We start from the raw sequence: 13859 nt of genomic DNA, 5'->3' as shown, positions 1-13859 counted from the left end.
AGCGCCCCGACGGCGGCATGAGCGAACGTCACGGCAGTTCAGACTGCCAACTGGCATCGGACAACAATGGCGCCTCGACACGCGGGGTCGAGGAGCACTCGAAACGAGAGCCGGCTCTCTAGCCCGCCCGGCGCTACCTCCCGCAGTCAGCTAGCCGAAGGCAGCGACCACACGTTCGAGCAAGGCGACGAACGCGGCGGCGTCTGCCTTCTTGATCTGAATCCGCTGTCCCGCCTGCTGCGGCCAAGCGGGCAGGCGGTTGAGGAATCTGACGTCCACGATCCCCGCGTTGTGCACGAGGATGTGCCGCATCGCGGCGGCCTGATTCAGGTGTTCCCAGCTGTCCGTCCCGAGCAAGTCGGGCAGATCGACGCCCAAGTGCTCGCGGTAGAGGTCAGCGGCGTCGCCGAGGCGCTGGAAGACGCTGCCCTTGTCACGCAGCGAGACGTGGGGGGCTTCGGCCTCGAACCGGGCCTTCAGGAAGGTCTCTAGAGCCCCGAACCCGTCCTTGATCGTGTTCTCGTAGTTCGCGTCGAGTACGCCGCTTTCCATCAAGCCACGCTTGACCTCCTGCGGCACCGCGTCGAGGGCGGCGAGGCCGTCACGGTGCAGTCGGATGAGTTCGCCGAATTGCTGCACCGGGGCCAACCGACCGCAGCGCGGGCAGTAGATCGCAAGTCCGTAGACAGCAACGACCTCTTCGCACGTCTGGCATTGCATGGTCCGTCGGGTCTGCTCAACTTCGCCCGGCTCCGGCAGGCTCCGGCGAGGGGGGAGAACCCCCGGTTTGACCTCGACGCTGATCCCGAACGGTCCAGAGGAGGACTGGCGCCGCCCGCCGAATGCCTTGTCGAGCATGTCGCCAAGCGCGTCCGCGACGTATTGCTCCGCGGCCGCAGTGGCTGCTGCCATGAGCCTCGCGTGCTGCTCTGGGGCGAAGTCCCACAGGTTGGCGCCGTGCCCGCAGTACGGGCAGTAGAGAGGTGAGTCCTCCGGCTCCGGATCAGAGTCCTCTTCGTTGTCGGGCTTCTGCGTCACCTCGACCTTGAAGAAGTGATCCTCCGGATGCTCTGGGCATCGCATTGGCCACAGCCCGTCCTCGCCGACCGGCATCGCCACGCCGAGCCGGAAGCCGGACCGGTCCCGACTCTTCAGGTGCACGCCCTCCGGGAGCCGTCGCGCCCAGTCACCTCTGCTCATGCCTCGTAGGGTACGAGTTCCCACCGACATCTCGGCGGTGCCATGAAGTAGCCGAGGAACACCGTCGCAACTCGAGTCCGGCGGCCGACGCATCTCATTTGAGCCGACAGCCGCTCATCAACAGGTCCGGACGTCGCCAGCGCCCTTTACGCGGATGACCAGGCCAACGATGACGGGCCGCTGCTGGGGTCCGCCCTGCCCCGGCGAGGCGGTCAGCGGCACCGTGGTGCAAACAGAGTCTGGCCGATGACGCCCTGGTGACAACCCGTCAGCGACATGACCGACCGCGCACGACGCCCGGTGGGTCCTACTGGGCTGCTGCCTCGGCGAGCTTCGCCGGCAGCCAGGGGTAGGGGTCGTCGAGCGGCGGGCGATGGCCGATCTGGGCTCTGATCGGTTCGAGTGCCGGACCGCCCACGTAGTAGCGCCCCTTCGTCTCGCCGACGGGTCGGAGCAGGCCGGCGTCGCTGAGCGCCTTGAAGTCACGGCTTGCCGTGCGGGCGTCGATGCCTGCCTGCTCGACGTAGGTGGGCCGGCGCAGTCGGAACCCGAGCAGCGCGGTGTAGAGCGGATCGACGACCCGCTCAGGCAGGCCGTGCATCGACACGATGTCATCGAGCAGCACGTACGACGTCTGCGCGCTCTGCCAGCGCCTCCGCGTCGTCTGCGCCTGCAGGTGATGGGCTCGCAGGTTGAACTTGACCCACAGATGCGCGTCGCCGTCGGGCGCCCACACTCCGTGCCCTGTCGCCGCGAGGACCCGGTAGTAGTCGTCGGTGTTGGCACCGAGCCACTCCTCGATGCTGGCGAACTCGGGCTCGGCGATGCCCTTCGTCGCCAGCACCAGGGTCTGCAGGGCTCGGGCCATGCGTCCGTTGCCATCCCGGAACGGGTGGATCATCACGAGGTTCAGGTGTGCCATGGCCGCCTGCACGGTGGGCTCTTCGTGGCTGTGGCCGGCAAGATCGGACATCAGCTCATCGACCAGGTCGGCGACGATCGCAGGGTCGGGGCCCGTGTAGACGACTTGCTCGGAGCGCTCGTCATGGATGTAGATGTCACGCTCGCGGTACCTGCCCGGGCTCTTCGACAGGTCGTGGGACAACATCATGAAGTGCATGCTGCGCAGCGCGGACGCGTCCAGCCGGAAGTGCTCGTCGGTGGCCATGGCCAGCACGTAGCCCAACGCCTGCCGGTAGCCACGGATCTCGGCGAAGGTGCGCTGGTCAGCGCTGAGCGGCTCCTCGTCGTCGAGCGCGGCATCAGCGTCGTCGAGCTCGACGTGATAGCCCTCGATGCTGTTCGACCCGCGGATCGCCCGCGCCAAGGCAGTGCGGCGCAACCGACCCGTCCACCGGCGCGGCACACGCAGGTGTTCGGCCAGCTCGACTCTCATGGCCGCGATCTCCTCGAGGACAACTGAGTCCTCGAGGTCCAGGTCCGGGAAGGCGTACAGCACGGGATGTCCCAATGTCTCGAATCATGCGCCACACATCGCGGCGCCAGGTCAGTGTCGCAAGAATAAGGACATTCGCGCAAGCGTGGCCTCAGGCGCTGCTCGCACCTCCGCACGAGACACGGGACGAGGTCGTGGGCCCGATCCGCGCGGACTACCCCACCCACCAGCGTGCCAATCGCCGGATGACGGCCGCCGGCGCCGTGTCATCCGGCGCCGGCCGCCTGGATCGGACAGTCGAACCGATGACGGGTTCGTGCGTCCTGCTGGCCGTCATCCCTGTGGTCGTGCTGCTCGCGCCCGTCATCGCGATGTCCAGCGCGGTGACGGTCGCGGTCCCTCGCATGTTGCGCCTCTGCCCGCCTACCTGCCCTTGTCAGGTCGAGTCCGCGCGCATCCGCAACCCGGTGTTGCGCCCGCCCCGAGCACCCCTTGTGGGTACCGGGAGGTATCGCGGGCCGCGCCGGCGGCGGTCGAAGGGGGGTGTTGGCGTGTTGTCGATGCACAAGCTGACGGCCGGGGACGGCTACGCATACCTGACCCGTCAGGTCGCCGCCGGCGACGGAGCCCTGGGACCGGATGCGTCGCTGACCGCGTACTACGAGCAGACGGGCAACCCACCCGGCCGATGGCACGGCGCCCGGCTCGCCGGCCTGGGCATCGGGGCGGTGTCGCGACTGGTTCCCGGGGACCGGGTGACCGAGGACGCGATGGCCGCGGTGTTCCGCGACGGCCACGACCCGCTGACAGGTCAGCCGCTGGGTCGGCCGTTCCCGCACTGCGACTCCAGCCACGCGCCGACGGGCGACGCCTCGAGGACGACCCCGCGGCGCGCAGTGGTCGGGTACGACCTGACCTTCACCGCGCCGAAGTCCGTCTCGGTGCTGTGGGCTCTGTCCGATGACGAGACCCGCGCGACCGTCTACCGGGCGCACTGGGCAGCTCTGGACGCGACGCTGGCGTTCGTCGAACAGGCTGTCGTGCGTACCCGGGTCGGACAGGGCGGATGTCGGCAGGTACGGACCGCGGGCATGATCGCCGCGGCGTTCGACCACTGGGACACCCGGCTTGGCGATCCGAACCTCCACACGCACGTCGTGCTCGCCAACAAGGTCCAGGGCGCCGACGGGCTGTGGCGGTCCCTGGACGGGCGCACCGTGCACGCCGCGGTCGTGACCGTCTCCGAGCTGTACGACACGCACCTGGCCGACGAGCTCGCCCGTCGCCTGCCCGTGACGTGGTCGATGCGCGGGCGGGGCCCGCGCCGCAATCCGGCCTTCGAGGTCGACGGCATCGGGGACGACCTGCTCACCCACTTCTCTGCCCGTTCCTCACAGATCCACTGCGCCGAACAGCAGTGGGCCGCCCAGTTCCAGGCCGACCATGGGCGCGAGCCGAGCCGGGTGGAGACGACCCGGGCCCGTCAGCACCTGGCTCGGGCGACCAGGCCGCCCAAGCAGGTCTGGGCGCTGGCCGACCTGTTGACGGACTGGGCGAACCGGGCCCGCGCGCTGACCGGGGTCGAACCGGTCGACCTGGCGGCTCGCGCGCTCGGGGGCACGTACGGGCGGGCCCTGCACGCCCACGACGTCGGCCCCGAGGTCCGCGACGCCCTGGTCGCCCAGGTCCTCGACGACGTCTCGACCCGGCGCTCGGTGTGGACGACGTGGAACCTGGGCGCCGCCGCCGCCCGGGCCACCAAGCCGCTGCGGATGGCGACTCCGGCCGAGCGGCGCGCCCTACTGAACACCGTCACCGCCCAGGCCGCCGCGGGGTGCGTGCACCTGGACGACACCCGCGACCCCGACACCCGCCGCGTCGGAGAAGAGCTGTTCACCTCCACCGAGCTGCTCGCCGCGGAGAAGGTCCTGCTCGACGCCGCCGTGACCCCGACCCCCGCCGGCCTGACCCCCCTGGCCTTGCACGACCCCCGTTACCAGGTCGATGCGCTGCTGGAGCCCCTCGCTGGTGACCAGCGCGCCGCCGCGCAGGCGGTACTCACGTCGGGGCGCCTTCTGGACGCGCTGGTCGGCCCCGCCGGGTCGGGCAAGACTACGACCCTGGCGGCACTGACCTCGATCTGGCGCCGGCGCGTCGGAACCGTCGTCGGCCTGGCGCCGTCCGCTACCGCCGCGCACACCCTGGCCGCGTCCCTCGCCGTCCCGTGCGAGACCACCGCCAAGTGGCTGCACGAGACCATCGGCGACGGCGCCGTGGCCCGCGCACAGCAGTACGCCCAGTGGCGCGCGGCCGAGGCCACCGCGGCGACCCCCGCCGAGCTCCACCGGGCCCGCGCCGCGCAGCTGACCCTGCGCACCGAGCAGTCCCGGTGGACGTTGACCCGCCACCAGCTCGTGGTCGTCGACGAAGCGTCCCTGGCCGACACCCGCACCCTGGCCGACCTGGTCACCCTGGCCGCCGACGCCGGCGCGAAGGTGCTGCTCGTGGGCGACCACCTGCAACGCGGATCGGTCGACGCCGGCGGGGCGTTCGCGATGCTCGTCCGCCGCGGCCCGACGGCCGAGCTCAAGAGCCTGTTCCGGTTCACCCACCCCTGGGAAGCCCGCGCCAGCCTCGAGCTACGCCGCGCCCACCCCGCCGCCCTGGACGCCTACCAAGCCCACGGCGCCTTCACCTCCGGCACCCGCATCGACATGCTCGACGTCGCGCTGGACGCGGCCACCACCGCCCGCAAGGCCGGGCGCGTAGCGGTCCTGCAAGCTGCCGACAACCGCACCGTGCGCGACCTCAACGCCCGCGCGCACGCGCTGGCGATCGAGGCTGGAACCGTCCGCCCCGAGTCCGCCGTCATGCTGCATGACGGGCTCACCGCCTCACCCGGCGACCGCATCGTCGCCCGTCACAACCACCGCCGCCTGCGCACCCCCGACGGACACCTGCGCAACGGCTCCCTGTGGGACATCACCCGCGTCCTGCCCGACGGCGCCCTCCTCGCCCAACCCGCCACCGCGAGCCCACCCGCCGATCCGCGACGTGACATCGACCGACGCGGCGGTCGCCTCGGCGACACCGGCCACCCCGCCGCCCGCGGCACCATCCGCCTGTCGGCCGCCTACGTCGCTGCGCACGTCGAGCTCGGCTACGCGACCTCCACCGCCCGCACCCAGGGCATCACCGCCGACGAGACCCACACCATCGCCGCACCGGGCATGGCCCACGAAGACCTCTATGTCGCCATGACCCGCGGCCGCCACCACAACCACACCTACGTCGTCCTCGACGACCCCGACATCGACTGCCTCCCCGGCGACCCGCACCCTCCGACCGCCCGCCCGATCCTCGAACAGATCCTCGCCACCAGCCACGCCGAGCCCACCGCCACCGAGACCTGGCACACCTACCACCGCCACCAACCACCACCCGTGCCGCCCGCACTCCCCCAGCAGGCGCGTCCGAGGTCGACGCTGTCTGCCGGCCTCGGCCGACCGAGCTACACCCCGCCCGCATCACACGACGGGCCCGTCCTCAGCATCTGACCGCACCCCCGACCGGCACGAAGGAGCGACATGTCGTCCACCACCATCCGCTCGACCCAGTCGCCGTACTTGACGGTCGCGCAGGCCGCCGACGAACTGGCCGTCACCGAGCGCTTCATCAGGAAGCTCATCGCGGAAGGGGACCTGCGTGCCGTCAAGGTCGGCGCCCGCGTCGTCCGCATCCGACGGACCGACCTCGACGACCTGCTGCGGCCCGCGCGTGTCGTGCCGCGGCTCGGACGACGCTGACGCTGTGAGTACTATAGGCTTCACGTGAGTCCTCGAAGCGTCACTGGAGGGGCGATGGATGTCTCCAACCCGATGAGCTGCGTTGTGCCGTCGGCCCACGGTCCCGTGCTCGCGGTCCTTGCGGGGACGACGACGCCGCTGACTGGTCGAGGTATCTCTGAGCTCTCGCACCCGCGGGTCTCTCAATCCCGCGTCGCGCGAATCCTGCGCGAGCTGACCGTTGCCGGGCTCGTCGAGCGCACCTCGGCCGGCTCGGCGTCGCTGTTCGTGCTCAACCGCGAGCATCTCGCGGCCGGGGCCGTCGAATACCTGGCGACGCTGCGGCAGCAGCTGTGGGCACGGATCTCCGAGCACGCCGAGGCTTGGAGCCGCCCACCCGTCGCCGTCGTCATCTACGGCTCTGCTGCGCGCGGTGATGGCGACACCGCAAGCGACATCGACCTGCTCGTCGTGCGGCCATCGGCCGTCGATGACGACGACCCCGCGTGGCACAACGCCCTGACCGACCTGACCTCGCAGGTAGAGCGCTGGACCGGCAACCCGTGCGAGGTGCTCGACCGGTCGGAGGCCGAGCTCGCGACGATGGCCGCCGCCGGCGAGCGCCTGCTCATGGAGATCCGCCGCGACGGACGCGCCATCGTCGGATCGCTCGCAACCGTCCCGCGCCCGGTCGCGGTCGCCTGACGTGGGCGCCCTCGAAGAGTCGCAGGGACACCTGCGCAAGGCCAAGGAGTTCCTCACCGCTGCCAGCCTGGAGGTGGACCTGGATCTGTTCTCCGCCGCGGCGTCGTCAGCCGTGCTGGCCGGCATCAATGCCAAGGACGCGATCTGCCTGCGTCTGGCCGGACGCACAGGCAAGTCCGATGATCACCGCTCGGCGGTTCCGGAGCTCGCCGCCGCGGGACCTGCGGGCAAGGCTCTCGAGTCCACCTTTCGTCGCCTGCTCGGACTGAAGACGACCGCCCAGTACCAGTCGGCCCCGATCAGCCGCAGCGACGCCACGAAGGCGGTCGGCTGGGCAACGCGCATGGTCGACGCGGCTGCGGACGCGACGGGGACCTGAGGTAGCGGACTGCCGCACCAAAGGCCACCGTCGGCATCGAGCGCCTTGTGCGCGAGCCCCTCGCTCACGGCCAGCTCTGCGCCATGGAGTGGAGCACCCCCTCCGCCCGTATTCGAAGTGCCGACCTCAAGGACATGTGACGGCCGGCGCGGGGCGACGCGACTCAGGTGGGTGTGAGACCTTCCGTGCCGTCCGTGGCGACCTGCTACGGACGCGCGCCTGTCGACCGAACCCGACGGACCAGGCTACGCATCAGCCTCGAACTAGCCTTGTGACCGCGCCGATAGGGCTCGGGCCCCATTGCGCTGCGCAAGGAGGACTACGTGACACAGGAGCCTGAGGCGGAGGCGGAGGTGCCTGGACGGAGATGTTGGTGGTGCGGCGCGCCCGCGGACTCGCGTGAGCACAAGTTCAAGCAAGCTGAACTGCGAATGAACAACGGCCGCGGCCCGTGGCGTGGCGACAACACTGTTGTACATTCGCAGCACGGTGGGGAACTGAGACCAATTCAGGGGCCGAATGCCTCAAGCGTCAAATTTCGGCCCTCATTATGCAAGAAGTGCAACAATGCTAGAAGCCAACCATTCGATCGTGCGTACGACAGATTCGTCGAGTTCATGGCGGCCCACGAGTCGGTGATTGGGGCGGACCGCAGGTTTCGCTTCTCGGACATCTACGGAGCGGATTGGCCCAGCGAGCGCGTCAAACTCATCAAGTATTGGGTCAAGCACGTCTGCTGCATGGCCGTCGACTGTGAGCTCGGGATCCCGGAGTTGCTGATCAACTACCTCGACGACACGAGCGCAGACGCGGGCGCCCCGCCGCACATCGGGTTCGACATGCTCGTTCAGTCCGACCTGCTCCGTCTCCGGCTGCATCAGTCGATGGAGTACGGATCGTTCATCGGTGACGTTTCGGGGTATGCGGCACCCGACGGCAAACTGGTGGCCATCGAGGGACACACGATGTGGGGTTGGGTCATGGTGACCTACCGCTTCGACACCACCGAGCCGTATGGCTCCACGACATTTGAAGGCGACCTCGTGCAGATGGGGTTCATCAGCCTCGTCTCACCGGAGTACACCCTCGATCCGACAGACCTCATGAACAGCCCGTGGATGGCCCAACTGCAAGACATGCCGAACTCCAACGCGACGCCCGCCAGGAAGGCCGCGCCGACGGCGCCCAGCCGGGGAGACGCTCTGGGATGATCCGGCCATGACTGATCCGAACTGGGCAGAGCAAGTAGCGGCATGGTCATCGCTCGCCATGGCGGTGTTCTCTGCGGCGGTGGCCGTGTTCGCCTACGTCGCGTGGCGAACCGCGAAAGCGACCCTCGAAGCATCGCGGATGTCGAGCGAGGCGGGGCGGGCATCCGCGGAGGCAGCCCGTGCTGCAAACGAGCAGGCACGCTTCGACAGCATGGCCCAGACCCGTCCGTACGTATGGGTGGAGGTCGTCCCTGGCCTGGCCGGGCCGGGGACCTACGATCTCCGCGTCAAGAACACCGGCAGGTCGGCTGCGCGTGGCGTAAGGCTGGAGTTCGACAACTGGCCAGATCCCGCCGATGACGTGACCAAAGCAGTCCGTGGGCTCTTCGAGACGCCTCGTACCCTCCCGCCCGAATGCTCGATCCGAACCATGTGGCGCCTGGAGGGCGACTTCACCGACGGCACCACCGAGGCAGGCCTGCCGAAGAGCGGTTCGATCAGCGTCTCGTACCGGGGGGACGACCCGGCTGAGCCGGACTACCTCGATGCGTTCGGCGTCATGATCGATCGCGCGGGCCTCTGGCCTGTGGGTGAGAGCGGGCCGAGGCCGGACGGACTGTCGGGTGATGCCCGCAAGTTCTACGTCCTGGGGCAGACGCTAGCCTGGAGATTTCACGGCGCGGTCGTGGCGTAGACGAGGAAAGTGCTCCTGACCTGGGATGATGTGTCTTGCGAGGGACAGATCAGACCAGTTCGAGGAGCACCTTCCAGGTGAACGCTATCGGGTTCTACCCGCGTGTCCGAGTCGATGCTGCGCCGGTGGCCGCGGCCGGATCGGCCGGCGGGGTGCTGCTGACCCAGACGGTGCGGGCCGCGGGTCTGGACGTCGCGCTGTCGCAGGCGTTGGACCGGTGGCGCTCACCGTTCGCGGTGCACGACCCCGCGAAGGTCCTGACTGATCTCGCGGTGGCGCTGGTGCTGGGCGGGGACTGCCTGGCCGACGCCGCGCTGCTGCGCGGCGAGGCAGAGCTGTTCGGGTCGGTGGCCTCCGAGGCGACGGTCTCCCGGGCGGTGGCGGCGCTGGGGGTCGATGCGGACAAGGTCCTGGCCCAGATCGCCCGGGCCAGGAAGCAGGCCCGGGCCGCGGTCTGGGCCGCGGCCGGCGAGCACGCCCCGACGCACCAGATCAGCGCTGCCGCGCCGTTGGTGATCGACCTGGACGCCACGCTGATCACCGCCCACTCGGAGAAGGATCAAGCCGCCCCGACGTTCAAGCGGGGCTTCGGGTTCCACCCGCTGTGCGCGTTCGCCGACCACGGCGCCGAGGGAACCGGCGAGCTGCTGGCGATGAGCCTGCGGGCGGGCAACGCGGGCTCGAACACCGCCGCGGACCACATCGAGGTCACCCGCGCCGCGCTGGCCGCTGTCCCCGGGATCAACCCCTCCCGCCCAGGTCGCAAGGTCCTGATCCGCACCGACGGCGGTGGCGGGACGAAGGACTACGTCACCTGGCTGGCCGGCCGCGGGGTCTCCTACTCGATCGGGTGGACCCTGCCGTGGGCCCACATGCAGGGCATCTACGCCCAGATCCCCCCGGCGGCCTGGACGGCGGCCCTCAACGGCGACGGTGCGGCCCGCGACGGCGCGGACGTCGCCGACATCACCGACCTGCTCGCCGCCGGCGGCCACCTGGGCGGATGGCCGGCCCACATGCGCGTGATCGTGCGCCGCGAACGACCCCACCCCGGAGCCGGGGTGTCCCAGGGGCGCCTGGACGACGCGGGCGGCTACCGGCTGACCGCGTTCGTCACGAACACCACGACCGGGCAGCTGCAGGACCTGGAGCTGCGGCACCGCCGCCGCGCCCGCTGCGAGGACCGGATCCGCGCCGCCAAAGACACAGGACTGCGGAACCTGCCGCTGAAGAACTTCGGCGCCAACCAGATCTGGTGCGCGATCGTGGCACTGGCCTCGGACCTGACGGCCTGGACCCAGCTGCTCGCGTTCGCCACCACCGCGGCCCGCCGCTGGGAACCCAAACGCCTACGAACCCGGCTCCTGCACGTGCCCGCGACGCTGGCCCGGCACGCCCGCACCCTGATCCTGCACGTCAAGGACACCCACCCCTGGGCCGAGGTCCTGACCACCGGTCACCAACGACTGACCGCCCTACCCGCCCCGCCCTGAGCCGTCGACCTCGTCTCTGACCGCCACCAGCACCCGCACGACCGGCCGGAACCGGCGCCCACCGCGACGACACGCGGCCCTTCGTCGCACCCCGATGCCACAATCAGCACCGAACGCCGACAACGACGCCGCGCTCCAGACCGACCGAGCTCCATGAAAGATCCGGGCTAGTCCAGCAGGTCTCCGAGCTTGGGCGATAGGCCAATCGCATCTCGAACCTGCGGATTCAGCGCCTTATGGCATGCCATAACGTGCCATAAGGGGGTTCCGCAGGGTACATTGTGGTTCATCACCACGAACCCCCGCAAGCGTGTGACCTGCACTTTTACGATCTGACCAGGGCCCAGAACCCATTCGAGTTGGCTTCCCAAGCTGATAGCGCGAGTTCGATTCTCGTCACCCGCTCCATATTCTCCGCAGGTCACGGACCTGCAAGGTGCGCCGCACCACGACCGAGGCCGACACGGCGGTGACGTCCCGCTGAGTGGTGGAGTTTCTCGACACCGTGCGGGTCAGTGCTCAGATCATGCCGTGAGGAGTTCGGTGTGGTCCACCTCCTGGGTCGTCAGGGTCATGGTGGCGAGTTGGGCCATGGAGTTCTCGGATAGGTAGCGGCGGTCGGTGGCGGCCCATTCGTCGTGGGCCTCGACCAGGACGGCGCCGGCCAGGCGCAGCAGGGCGGCGGGGTTGGGGAAGACCCCCACGACGTCGGTGCGGCGTTTGACCTCCTTGTTCAGTCGTTCCAGGGGGTTGGTCGACCAGATCTTCTTCCAGTGGCTGGCGGGGAACGCGGTGAAGGCGAGCAGGTCCTCGCGGGCGTCGGTGAGCATGTGCCCGACCTTCGGGTGGGAGCGGGTCAGCATGGTCGCGATGACTTCGAACTGCTCGGCGACGTGGGCGGCGTCGGGTTGGGCGAAGATCGTGCGGATCGCGGCGGCGACCATCTCGGCGTTCGTCTTGGACACCGCGTCGAGGACGTTGCGGGTGAAGTGGACCCGGCAGCGTTGCCAGGACGAGCCGAGCAGGACCGAGGCGATCGCGGTCTTCAGGCCCTCGTGGGCGTCGGAGATGACCAGCGCCACACCGCCCAGCCCGCGGGCCTTGAGCGAGCGCAGGAAGCTGGTCCAGAAGGCGCCGTTCTCGGAGTCTCCGACGTCGAAGCCGAGGACCTCACGGTGCCCGTCGGCGCGGACCCCGGTGGCGATGACCACGGCCTGGGACACCACCCGGCGCCCGACCCTGGCCTTGCAGTACGTCGCGTCCAGGAACACGTAGGGGAACCCCGCGTCGGCCAGGGACCGGTCACGGAACGCCGAGACCTCCTCGTCCAGGCCCGCGCAGATCCGGGAGACCTCACTCTTGGAGATCCCGGTGTCGGCCCCCAGGGCCCTGACCAGGTCGTCGACCTTCCTGGTGCTGACCCCGTGCAGGTAGGCCTCCATCACGACCGCGAACAGTGCCTGGTCGACCCGGCGGCGCCGCTCGAGCAAGGACGGGAAGAACGACCCGGTGCGCAGCTTGGGGATCCGCAGGTCCAGGTCCCCGGCCGTGGTCGTCAACACCCGGTCCCGCGACCCGTTGCGCAACGCCGTGCGGGCCTGCGTGCGCTGCCAGGGGCCGGCGCCGATCACCGCGGTCGCCTCGGCGTCGATCAGCTCTTGATACAGGTGCTCGGTCGCGGTCCGGATCCGGTCGCTGACGTCGGTGTCCTTCAATGCGGCGAGCAGGTCGAGCAGGGCAGACTGGTCCATAGCCATCGTGCGATGTCCTTCCGTGAGTTCCCTAGTCCGGTCTCACCGACCATCGCACGATGGCCTTCTCCGTCGTGGTCACCACGACGAAGAAGATCGAGAACTACACCACCTCACGGGACGCCACCGACACGGCCCTGGCCCACGAGACCTCCCGGATGTCCCTCGGCACCTGGCACGACTCCTACCGCGGCCAGGAGCAGCTCGGGGCCTGACTCCGGGACTGGATCACCGGGCGGGTGCCTCGTGTCACGACCGCGTGTCGCGCGATCCGTCTCGTCCGAGTGACGGGGGCTACGTCGTGAGATCGCTGGGGACACCCGCGGAAGCGGCCGTCGCGGACCAGCTGGCGAGGAGTTTGAGCTTGTCCTCGGAGGTGCTCCCGGGCTCCGCGATGTACGCGGTCAGGGTGTGAGCCGCCCCCAGCGACGTGGCGAGGTCCAGCGGATGGTAGGTGAGTTCCAGGGCTCCGACCGCGCCGTGCTGGAACCGCTTCACACCCCCGTGGTGCAACCGCACATTGTGCTCGGCCCACCGCGTGCGGAACTCGGGACTGATCGTGGACAGCTCGCCGACCAGCTCACGCAGCGCCAGGTCGTGCGGGTACCGCCCAGCCTCGGCGCGCAGGAGCGCGACAGTCGTGTCGGCTGCTGCCGACCAGTCTGAGTAGAAGTCACGTGCCCCTGAGTCGAGGAATGCGTACCTGGCGAGGTTGGCGTTCCCGGTGGCCCCGGCGGTCGGACCGGTCAGCATCCCTGAGTACAGGGCGCGGCCGAGCGCGTTGGCCGCCACCATGTCGAGGCGGCCATTGCTGACGAACGCGGCGGACATCGTCATGGAATCAAGCAACCACTGCACGCTCGCCGGCACCTCGACCGCCCGGCGCCGCCTCGCGGGACTCTTCGGCCGAGCGGCCCGCGCCAGGTCGAGCAGGTAGACGCGCTCCTCCTCATCGAGCCGCAACGCCCGCGCGACCGCGTGCAGCACGTCATCGGAGACGCCGTCGATGTGCCCCTTCTCCAGGCGCGTGTACCACTCGGCGCTCACGCCCGCGAGCACGGCGACCTCTTCTCGGCGCAGGCCGGCGACACGGCGCCGCCCGCCGCCCGCAGATAGCCCCACCTGCTCTGGGGTGAGCCGGGCACGGCGGGTGGCGAGGAAGTCGCGGATGTCGGCTCGGTTGTCCACTCGCCAACGGTAGGCCCCGCCACCAGGGGAAGGGAGGTTGAGCTCGTCCCCCCCATA

Annotated in this window: 12 protein-coding genes; 8 read left to right on the top strand and 4 right to left on the bottom strand. The window is 69.7% G+C overall.

The window, feature by feature from the left end; genetic code table 11:
• Window positions 1–150 precede the first annotated feature (150 nt).
• Window positions 151–1200: a hypothetical protein gene (locus DDP54_RS08765; RefSeq protein WP_146192401.1), complete on the bottom strand. Its 1050-nt coding sequence runs from the start codon at window positions 1198–1200 to the stop codon at window positions 151–153.
• Between the two features lie 307 nt (window positions 1201–1507).
• Entirely contained in the window at window positions 1508–2659 is a 1152-nt protein-coding gene (locus DDP54_RS08760) for a Fic family protein (RefSeq protein WP_109131415.1), read from the bottom strand.
• 497 nt (window positions 2660–3156) lie between these two features.
• On the opposite strand from DDP54_RS08760, the gene mobF reads away from it, so the two are divergent.
• The 7 genes from mobF (at window position 3157) to DDP54_RS08720 (ending at window position 10863) form a co-directional block, all read left to right on the top strand.
• Window positions 3157–6153: a MobF family relaxase gene (gene mobF, locus DDP54_RS08750; protein ID WP_242448306.1), complete on the top strand. Its 2997-nt coding sequence runs from the start codon at window positions 3157–3159 to the stop codon at window positions 6151–6153.
• A 30-nt stretch (window positions 6154–6183) separates the two neighbouring features.
• Window positions 6184–6402 carry a helix-turn-helix domain-containing protein gene (locus tag DDP54_RS08745; RefSeq protein WP_109131413.1) on the top strand — a complete coding sequence of 73 codons (219 nt, stop codon included), beginning with the start codon at window positions 6184–6186 and terminating at the stop codon, window positions 6400–6402.
• Window positions 6403–6456: 54 nt separating this feature from the next.
• Window positions 6457–7086 carry a nucleotidyltransferase domain-containing protein gene (locus DDP54_RS08740; RefSeq protein WP_109131412.1) on the top strand — a complete coding sequence of 210 codons (630 nt, stop codon included), beginning with the start codon at window positions 6457–6459 and terminating at the stop codon, window positions 7084–7086.
• A gap of 1 nt (window position 7087) precedes the next feature.
• Window positions 7088–7465, top strand: coding sequence for a HEPN domain-containing protein (locus DDP54_RS08735; protein ID WP_109131411.1), 378 nt, complete (start codon window positions 7088–7090; stop codon window positions 7463–7465).
• Between the two features lie 617 nt (window positions 7466–8082).
• Entirely contained in the window at window positions 8083–8676 is a 594-nt protein-coding gene (locus DDP54_RS08730; RefSeq protein ID WP_109131410.1) for a hypothetical protein, read from the top strand.
• A 7-nt stretch (window positions 8677–8683) separates the two neighbouring features.
• Window positions 8684–9370 carry a hypothetical protein gene (locus DDP54_RS08725; protein WP_197711351.1) on the top strand — a complete coding sequence of 229 codons (687 nt, stop codon included), beginning with the start codon at window positions 8684–8686 and terminating at the stop codon, window positions 9368–9370.
• 77 nt (window positions 9371–9447) lie between these two features.
• The gene (locus DDP54_RS08720; protein ID WP_109130614.1) at window positions 9448–10863 is read left to right on the top strand and encodes an IS1380 family transposase; all 1416 of its coding nucleotides are present in this window, start codon (window positions 9448–9450) and stop codon (window positions 10861–10863) included.
• A 524-nt stretch (window positions 10864–11387) separates the two neighbouring features.
• Here the strand turns inward: DDP54_RS08720 and DDP54_RS08715 are convergent.
• Window positions 11388–12620 carry an IS256 family transposase gene (locus tag DDP54_RS08715; RefSeq protein ID WP_109130386.1) on the bottom strand — a complete coding sequence of 411 codons (1233 nt, stop codon included), beginning with the start codon at window positions 12618–12620 and terminating at the stop codon, window positions 11388–11390.
• Between the two features lie 53 nt (window positions 12621–12673).
• Here DDP54_RS08715 and DDP54_RS18180 point away from each other — a divergent pair, with 53 nt between their 5' ends.
• The gene (locus DDP54_RS18180; RefSeq protein WP_158274494.1) at window positions 12674–12829 is read left to right on the top strand and encodes a hypothetical protein; all 156 of its coding nucleotides are present in this window, start codon (window positions 12674–12676) and stop codon (window positions 12827–12829) included.
• 79 nt (window positions 12830–12908) lie between these two features.
• Here the strand turns inward: DDP54_RS18180 and DDP54_RS08710 are convergent, their stop codons facing one another.
• Entirely contained in the window at window positions 12909–13802 is an 894-nt protein-coding gene (locus DDP54_RS08710) for a helix-turn-helix transcriptional regulator (protein ID WP_197711350.1), read from the bottom strand.
• Window positions 13803–13859: the final 57 nt, after the last annotated feature.

The sequence above is a fragment of the Cellulomonas sp. WB94 genome (genome assembly GCF_003115775.1).
In the GTDB taxonomy this organism is placed as follows: domain Bacteria; phylum Actinomycetota; class Actinomycetes; order Actinomycetales; family Cellulomonadaceae; genus Cellulomonas_A.
Note: the sequence above shows the minus strand (reverse complement) of the source record. Positions and strands in the feature narration are given on the sequence as shown.

What these genes read in the sequence shown, in the direction of transcription:
- DDP54_RS08765 (WP_146192401.1), bottom strand. Translation starts at nt 1,200, where the DNA reads ATGAGCAGAGGTGACTGGGCGCGACGGCTCCCGGAGGGCGTGCACCTG.
- mobF (WP_242448306.1), top strand. Translation starts at nt 3,157, where the DNA reads ATGCACAAGCTGACGGCCGGGGACGGCTACGCATACCTGACCCGTCAG.
- DDP54_RS08745 (WP_109131413.1), top strand. Translation starts at nt 6,184, where the DNA reads ATGTCGTCCACCACCATCCGCTCGACCCAGTCGCCGTACTTGACGGTC.
- DDP54_RS08740 (WP_109131412.1), top strand. Translation starts at nt 6,457, where the DNA reads ATGGATGTCTCCAACCCGATGAGCTGCGTTGTGCCGTCGGCCCACGGT.
- DDP54_RS08730 (WP_109131410.1), top strand. Translation starts at nt 8,083, where the DNA reads ATGGCGGCCCACGAGTCGGTGATTGGGGCGGACCGCAGGTTTCGCTTC.
- DDP54_RS08725 (WP_197711351.1), top strand. Translation starts at nt 8,684, where the DNA reads ATGACTGATCCGAACTGGGCAGAGCAAGTAGCGGCATGGTCATCGCTC.
- DDP54_RS08715 (WP_109130386.1), bottom strand. Translation starts at nt 12,620, where the DNA reads ATGGCTATGGACCAGTCTGCCCTGCTCGACCTGCTCGCCGCATTGAAG.
- DDP54_RS18180 (WP_158274494.1), top strand. Translation starts at nt 12,674, where the DNA reads ATGGCCTTCTCCGTCGTGGTCACCACGACGAAGAAGATCGAGAACTAC.